Origin of the sequence: Streptomyces europaeiscabiei (genome assembly GCF_001550375.1) — a bacterium.
In the GTDB taxonomy this organism is placed as follows: domain Bacteria; phylum Actinomycetota; class Actinomycetes; order Streptomycetales; family Streptomycetaceae; genus Streptomyces; species Streptomyces europaeiscabiei.
Genome location: NZ_LRTR01000619.1, coordinates 22,121 through 28,597, shown reverse-complemented (window position 1 = coordinate 28,597; position 6,477 = coordinate 22,121). Strand labels below are relative to the sequence as shown.

7 protein-coding genes are annotated in these 6,477 nt (G+C 72.1%); 4 read left to right on the top strand and 3 right to left on the bottom strand.

The features are described from left to right. Positions 1-671: O-antigen ligase family protein (locus tag AWZ10_RS30185; protein WP_167366002.1), on the top strand; the 671-nt coding region annotated here is incomplete at its 5' end. A gap of 28 nt (positions 672-699) precedes the next feature. Here the strand turns inward: AWZ10_RS30185 and AWZ10_RS30180 are convergent. Next, the gene (locus AWZ10_RS30180; RefSeq protein ID WP_037690660.1) at positions 700-1,257 is read right to left on the bottom strand and encodes a hypothetical protein; all 558 of its coding nucleotides are present in this window, start codon (positions 1,255-1,257) and stop codon (positions 700-702) included. A 52-nt stretch (positions 1,258-1,309) separates the two neighbouring features. Then, a complete protein-coding gene (locus AWZ10_RS30175) occupies positions 1,310-2,116 on the bottom strand; it encodes a glutamate racemase (protein ID WP_046708371.1) in 807 nt (268 codons plus the stop codon). A 57-nt stretch (positions 2,117-2,173) separates the two neighbouring features. Here AWZ10_RS30175 and AWZ10_RS30170 point away from each other — a divergent pair, with 57 nt between their 5' ends. Then, complete coding sequence (locus AWZ10_RS30170) at positions 2,174-3,349, top strand: glycosyltransferase (protein ID WP_173531653.1); 1,176 nt, start codon at positions 2,174-2,176, stop codon at positions 3,347-3,349. A gap of 58 nt (positions 3,350-3,407) precedes the next feature. Here AWZ10_RS30170 and AWZ10_RS30165 read toward each other — a convergent pair whose 3' ends face one another. After that, on the bottom strand, positions 3,408-4,697 hold the full coding sequence (locus AWZ10_RS30165; RefSeq protein ID WP_244172593.1) for a TerD family protein: 1,290 nt from the start codon (positions 4,695-4,697) through the stop codon (positions 3,408-3,410). 316 nt (positions 4,698-5,013) lie between these two features. Between AWZ10_RS30165 and AWZ10_RS30160 the strand changes: the two genes are divergently transcribed. Both AWZ10_RS30160 and AWZ10_RS30155 read left to right on the top strand, forming a co-directional pair. Then, on the top strand, positions 5,014-5,457 hold the full coding sequence (locus tag AWZ10_RS30160; RefSeq protein ID WP_046703632.1) for a DUF6643 family protein: 444 nt from the start codon (positions 5,014-5,016) through the stop codon (positions 5,455-5,457). Positions 5,458-5,511: 54 nt separating this feature from the next. Then, on the top strand, positions 5,512-6,336 hold the full coding sequence (locus AWZ10_RS30155; RefSeq protein ID WP_046703633.1) for an MOSC domain-containing protein: 825 nt from the start codon (positions 5,512-5,514) through the stop codon (positions 6,334-6,336). Positions 6,337-6,477: the final 141 nt, after the last annotated feature.

Below are 6,477 nucleotides of genomic sequence, written 5' to 3'. Positions count from 1 at the left end.
CTCGGCTGGCCCTGCGGCTGTTGACCTGCGGCATCGCGGTGACGGCGGCCGTGCTCGGCTCGACCACCGGCTTCGCCGCGTGCGTCGGGGTACTGCTGTGCTCGCTCGCGGCGGCCCGGATGCGCCACCGGGGCCTGGGGCTCGCGGGGCTGGCGCTCGCCACGGCCCTGGTGACGGCGACGGTCTGGGCGATCGCCGAGGACGCGCTGCCGGCCGGGCTGACCGACTCGCTGGAGGGCCAGCTCACCCCGCACCGGGTCCTGCTGTGGCACGACGCGCTCGGCCTGGCCCACGACGAGCCGCTGCTGGGCACGGGGCCCGGCCGCTTCGGGGAACTCAGCCCGACGGTCGCCCTGTCGCTGCCGTCCGACGACAAACCCCACTCGGCACCCTTGCAGCTGGCGGCGGAGCAGGGGGTCATCGGTGTCGCCCTGCTGGCCGCGGTGTTCGCCTGGATCCTGTACGTCCTGTGGCGCGCCCCGCGCTCCACTCCGGTCGTCCTCACCGCGGGCGCGGCCCTGACCGCGCTGGCCGCGATCGCGGCGGTCGGCAACGCGCTGAGCTTCACGACGGTGACGGCGGGCGCGGGCCTCCTCGCGGGGATGGCCACGGCCCGGCCCCTGACGGACGGGGACGACGGCATCGGAGCGTCGGACCCCGACGACCGCTAGACGCGGGCGCCGGCCGGGACGAAGGGCGTCAGCGTGCGGCGCCGGACGCCTTAGGGGTCAGGCGGGCGCGGATGACGCTCACAGCCGTCTCCGCGTTGTCCACGGTGATCGTGAACGTGTGGCCGTCCCAGAGGCGCAGCACCACGGCCTCCCCCCGTCGTACGACGACGGCGGTGCCCTTCTCGGGCCTCCAGCGGTAACCCCAGCCGCCCCACTGGTGGGGGGTGACGCACGGGGCGAAGACGGCGTCGGCGACCTGGGACAGAGGGATGCGGCGGCGCGGCACACCGATGTGCCCGCACCGGACTTCGAGGCACTCCTCGTCGACCTTCACGGAGACATGCACGAACGCGAGCGTGCCGAACAGGACGAGCAGCCCTGCCGCGATGCAGCCGACGACCGCCATGACGAGCGGGGCGGTACCGGACGTCCACGCGGAGTCGACCGCGAGTTCGATGCCCAGTGCCATGCAGGCTGCGCCGCCGAGTGCCAGCAGCCACTGGCCGCGGTTGGTGGCGCGGCCGGTCCATACCTCGGGGTGCGGGCCTGCGGGGGCGCCCGTCTCGCCGTGGGGGTGGTCCCTCATGGCTTTGAGACTACTCGCAGGTTCCACAGCGCGGGCACCTGGTTGCGGAACGTCACTGCTCCGGGGCGACGGCCAGCGCGGGACTGGCCGTCCGGAGCAGTCTGCCCTCCTCGTAGGCCAGTGCCGGGGCGGGCAGCGAGCCCTCGCGGCCGCTGAGGATGACGGTCAGCGTCGCCTCGGTCCAGTCGGCCTCGGGCTTCGGCAGCTCGCCGATACGGCGCAGCATCTGGGCGGCCACGGCCCCGGCGGAACCGTGCAGGACGAGGGGCGGGCGGCCGGGCTTGTGGACAGCCGCGCGGATGCGTTCGGCGACCAGTTCGTAATGGGTGCAGCCCAGGACGACGGTCGTCACATCGTCGGGGGTCAGTGCGGCGGCCGCGGTGATCGCGGCGTCGATCGCGGCGTCGTCGGCGTGCTCCACCGCTTCGGCCAGTCCCCAGCAGGGCACTTCGGTGACCGGTACACCGTCGGCGAACTCCTCGATGAGGCCGCGCTGGTAGGGGCTGCCGGTGGTGGCGGGTGTCGCCCAGATGGTGAAGGGGCCGCCGCCGGACGCGGCCGGCTTGATCGCCGGGACGGTGCCGATGACCGGCAGACCGGGTTCGAGGAGGGCGCGCAGGGCGGGCAGGGCGTGGACGGACGCGGTGTTGCAGCCGACGATCAGGGCGTCGGGCGAGTGGGCGGCCGCCGCCTCGGCGACGGCGAGCGCACGCTCCGTGAGCTCCTGCGGAGTGCGCGGGCCCCAGGGCATGCCGTCGGGGTCCGAGGAGATCACGAGATCCGCGTCGGGCCGCAGCCGCCGTACCGCGGCAGCAGCGGGGAGCAGACCGATACCGGAGTCCATGAGCGCGATCTTCACCCCGCCACGATAGACGATGGCCTCGGTACGGCCGCTCCGGTGGGGCAGACTGCGGGCGTGAGCGCCATCGCGTGGATCGCCGCCGGATCACTCGCCGCCTGGCTGTGGCTGCTGCTCGGCCAGGGCTTCTTCTGGCGCACCGATGTGCGCCTGCCACCCCGCCGGGACCCGGACGACTGGCCGTACGTGTGCGTCGTCGTCCCCGCCCGTGACGAGGCCGCCGTACTGCCCGAGAGCCTGCCGTCGCTGCTGGCCCAGGACTACCCCGGCCGGGCGGAGGTCTTCCTGGTCGACGACGGCAGCTCGGACGGCACCGGTGACCTGGCCCGTGAGCTGTCCCGACGCTTCGGCGGGCTGCCCCTGACCGTGTCCTCACCCGGGGAGCCGCCCGCCGGCTGGACGGGCAAGCTCTGGGCCGTGCGGCACGGAATCGCGCTGGCACGCGCGCGTGGACCCGAGTTCCTGCTGCTGACGGACGCCGACATCGCGCATCGGCCGGACAGCCTGCGCGTATTGGCGGCGGCCGCGCGCACCGGCGGCTTCGACCTCGTCTCCCAGATGGCCCGGCTGCGTGCCGAGAGCGTCTGGGAGCGGCTCGTCGTGCCCGCTTTCGTCTACTTCTTCGCCCAGCTGTATCCGTTCCGCAGGATCGGCGTACGGGGTTCACGCACGGCGGCAGCGGCGGGGGGCTGTGTGCTGCTGAGCGCCGAGGCCGCCGAGCGGGCGCGGATCCCGGACGCGATCCGGCAGGCGGTCATCGACGACGTGGCCCTGGCCAAGGCGGTCAAGAGGAGCGGCGGCCACATCTGGCTGGGGCTGGCGGAGCGCGTGGACAGCGTGCGGCCCTACCCCCGGCTGCACGACCTGTGGCGCATGGTCTCGCGCAGCGCCTACGCCCAACTGCTGCACAATCCGCTGCTGCTCACCGGCACGGTCCTCGGTCTGGCGCTGGTGTACCTCGTGCCGCCCGTCGCGCTCCTGGCGGGATCGGCCACGGGAGACCCTGCGACGGCGCTCCTCGGCGGGCTCGCCTGGCTGCTGATGGCGGCGACGTACGTGCCGATGCTCCGCTACTACGGCCAGCCGCTGTGGCTCGCTCCGCTGCTGCCGTTCACGGCGTTCCTGTATCTGCTGATGACGGTGGACTCCGCGGTGCAGCACTACCGGGGGCGCGGTGCGGCCTGGAAGGGCCGCACCTACGCGCGCCCGGACTCGGTCCTGGACGAGGGCTAGCTCCGAGCCGGCCCCGAACCGGAGCGCCCCTTTGTACAAGGGGCTTGCAGGGGGGCGGCTATTTCCTGCCCGGGGTCCAGTTCATCCCCCACCCGTAGGCGTAGTCGACCGTACGCTGCGGACTCACTCCGCGTTCCGGGACGAGGTAGCGGGCCTCGCGCTGGACGATGAGGTCGCCGCCCTGGTTGGTGATGAGGGCGAGCGCGCAGACGGTGGAAGGGACGGTGCACTCGTCGAGCGAGAAGTCGATGGGGGCCCCGTGCTGCGGCTGGAGGGTGACCGTCGCGTGCAGGTCGGCGAAGGAGCGGGCGCCCTCGTAGATGGTGACGAAGATGAGGATGCGCCGGAAGTACTGCTTGTGGTCGAGGTTGACGGTGAGGTTCTCGCCGCTGCTGACGGCGCCGGTGCGGTCGTCTCCGTCGAGATGGATGAAGGGCGGCTGACCCAGCGATCCGAAGGCGTTGCCGAGCGCCTGGACGACGCCCTTGCTGCCGTCGGACAGTTCGAAGAGAGCGCACAGATCGAGGTCGAGGTCCGCGTGCATGGCGACGGCCCGGCCCAGCTTGCTGCCCCACCCCTTGAACTGCTTGCGCACCTCCCAGTTGAGGTTCACGCGCAGCGCGCCGGATGTGCCGCCCTGCTTGGACAGGGAGACCGCCGGGGCCTCCTTGGTCAGCGTCACCTTGGTGAGGCGGACCGGGGCCGGCGTCGTCACGGGAGGGGCGGGCGGCGGGGGCGGTGCGGGTGTCACCGGGCGCGGCACGGTGACGGGGGGAGCGACGGGCGCGGCCACGGGGGCGGGCGCCGCCGCAGCCGTGTGCTGCGGTTCGTCCACGGTGATACCGAAGTCGGTGGCGAGGCCCTCCAGGCCGCTGCTGTAGCCCTGGCCGACGGCGCGGAACTTCCAGGCGCCCTGTCGGCGGTAGAACTCGCCGAGCACGAAAGCGGTTTCGGCGCCGGCGTCCGCGGGGTCGAAGCGCGCGAGCTCGGTGCCCGTCCGCTCGTCGAGCACCCGGATGTACAGTCCGGGCACCTGCCCGAAGGTGCCGCCGTCCGCCGAGGCGACCACCACCACGGTCTCGACGGCGGGCTCCACGCGCGCGAGGTCGACGAGGAGCGACTCGGTCACCTCGGCCCCCACGTCCCTCTTGCCCTCGTGCCGGACCGCGCCGGAGGAGTGCGCGGGCTGGTTGTAGAAGACGAAGTCGGCGTCCGAGCGCACCTTTCCGCCGACGAGCACCAGCGCCGAGGCGTCCGTGAGGGGCGCGCCCGGTGCGGAACGCCGACCCAGTTCCACGCGCAGCGCGGCCGTCGGCACCGCGGTGTTCGATCCTTTCGACATTGACATGTCCGCCCCCATCAGAAGGTCATCCAAAGGTCGTCGCCAGGCCGCGTCCCACGCGGACCGTCGGATCCGGCCGGATCCGTTGTCGGCGCCAAACCTATTCCCCCGGGGCCCGGAACCCCCAGAACCCGTACCGAAAGATCCGTGGCCAACCGCCGGTAACCCGCCGGGAACTCGGCCTTTACACGATCAGTACGCACTTCGCTGCCCTTTTTCGCCGAGTTCGCTCGCATTGGGGATCCAGCGTCACTGCCGACACGGAAAACAACCCTCTTATCGGTCTCCCCAACCAGCACATCGTGGGCTTAACTTATGTGCCATGACCTCCCCCCGCTCCACCTACGGCGGCGGTTACTACTCCGCCTCGTCCTTCGCGGACACCCCGATCTACGACTCTCTCGTCGCCGAGCGGGGAACTCCTCAGATCGCCCCGATCCGGGTACCCGCCCAGTACGACATCCCGGGCAACAACCTGCCCGCACTCCCGTCGGCGCTCCCCGCGCTGCCGGCCGGCCCCTCCCAGCAGTCCCCCGTCTACGGCTATCCGCAGGCCCAGCAGCCCTCGCCGCTGCAGCAGGCACCCAACGCGTACATCCCGCAGCAGGTCGCGGGTCCACGTGGCTACCCGGGCGCCCAGCCGCAACAGCAGCAGCAACGTCCCATGGCCGGCTACGAGGCCATGCGCCCGGCGGCTCCGCGCCCGGCCCAGGCGGCCCCCTACCAGCAGGACCCGTACAACGGACAGCAGTACCGCGGGTACTGACGTACTTGGAATATTTCGTGTGGGGTTGTCACGGTCCGCTGGCAGGATGACCCCATGGGGAATCCGTCGCTGCACTCGATCCACGTCCACCCGCTGAAGGCGGCCCGGGGCTTCGCCCCCGACGAGGCCGTCGTGGAGCCCTGGGGGCTGGCGGGCGACCGCCGCTGGGTGCTGGTCGACGGCTCGGGCAAGGTCATCACTCAACGTCCGCATCCGCGTATGGCGTTGGCCGCCGCCGGGCTGCTGCCCGGCGGCGGTCTCTTGCTGTCCGCGTCCGGCCGCGCGCCCCTCACCGTGCCCGTGCCGGAGCCCACCGGCACGGTCACCGTGGAGATCTGGCGGGACAAGGTGGAGGGGGTCCCCGCCGACGCCGCGGCGCATGCCTGGTTCAGCGACTATCTGGGCGTCCCCGTGCGGCTCGTGCACCTCGACGACCCGGCGACCCGCCGCCCGCTCGACCCCGAGTACGCCCGCCCCGGCGAGACCGTCAGCTTCGCCGACGGCTACCCCCTGCTGCTCACCACGCTCGCCTCGCTCGACGCGCTCAACGCGCTGGTCGCACAGGGCGGCCACCCCGAAGAGGGCCCGCTCCCCATGAGCCGCTTCCGGCCGAACGTGGTGGTCGACGGCACGGACGCCTGGGCCGAGGACGACTGGCGGCGCGTCGCGATCGGCGAGGTCACCTTCCGGGTGGCCAAGATGTGCGGCCGGTGCGTGGTGACCACCACCGACCAGGACACCGCCGAGCGTGGCCGCGAGCCACTGCGCACTCTCGCCCGCCACCGCCGTTTCGGCGACAGGTTGGTCTTCGGGCAGAACCTCGTTCCGGAATCCGGGGGCACGGTACGGATCGGCGATCCGGTGCGGGTGCTCGAATAGGGAGTTCGATCTCGACGAGATCTGCGTGGTCCTGAGGGAACCCCCCTTCCCCACTTGAAAATTCAATCTCCTACGATTCGGTTCGCGTGCGGGGAACACACGCCCCGGGGCCGACCGTTGGGTCTTTGTGAGAAGTTCATG

Excerpts from the sequence above, each read along its gene's own strand:
- AWZ10_RS30160 (WP_046703632.1), top strand. The coding sequence starts at position 5,014 with ATGACCTCCCCCCGCTCCACCTACGGCGGCGGTTACTACTCCGCCTCG.
- AWZ10_RS30155 (WP_046703633.1), top strand. The coding sequence starts at position 5,512 with ATGGGGAATCCGTCGCTGCACTCGATCCACGTCCACCCGCTGAAGGCG.
- AWZ10_RS30165 (WP_244172593.1), bottom strand. The coding sequence starts at position 4,697 with ATGTCAATGTCGAAAGGATCGAACACCGCGGTGCCGACGGCCGCGCTG.
- AWZ10_RS30180 (WP_037690660.1), bottom strand. The coding sequence starts at position 1,257 with ATGAGGGACCACCCCCACGGCGAGACGGGCGCCCCCGCAGGCCCGCAC.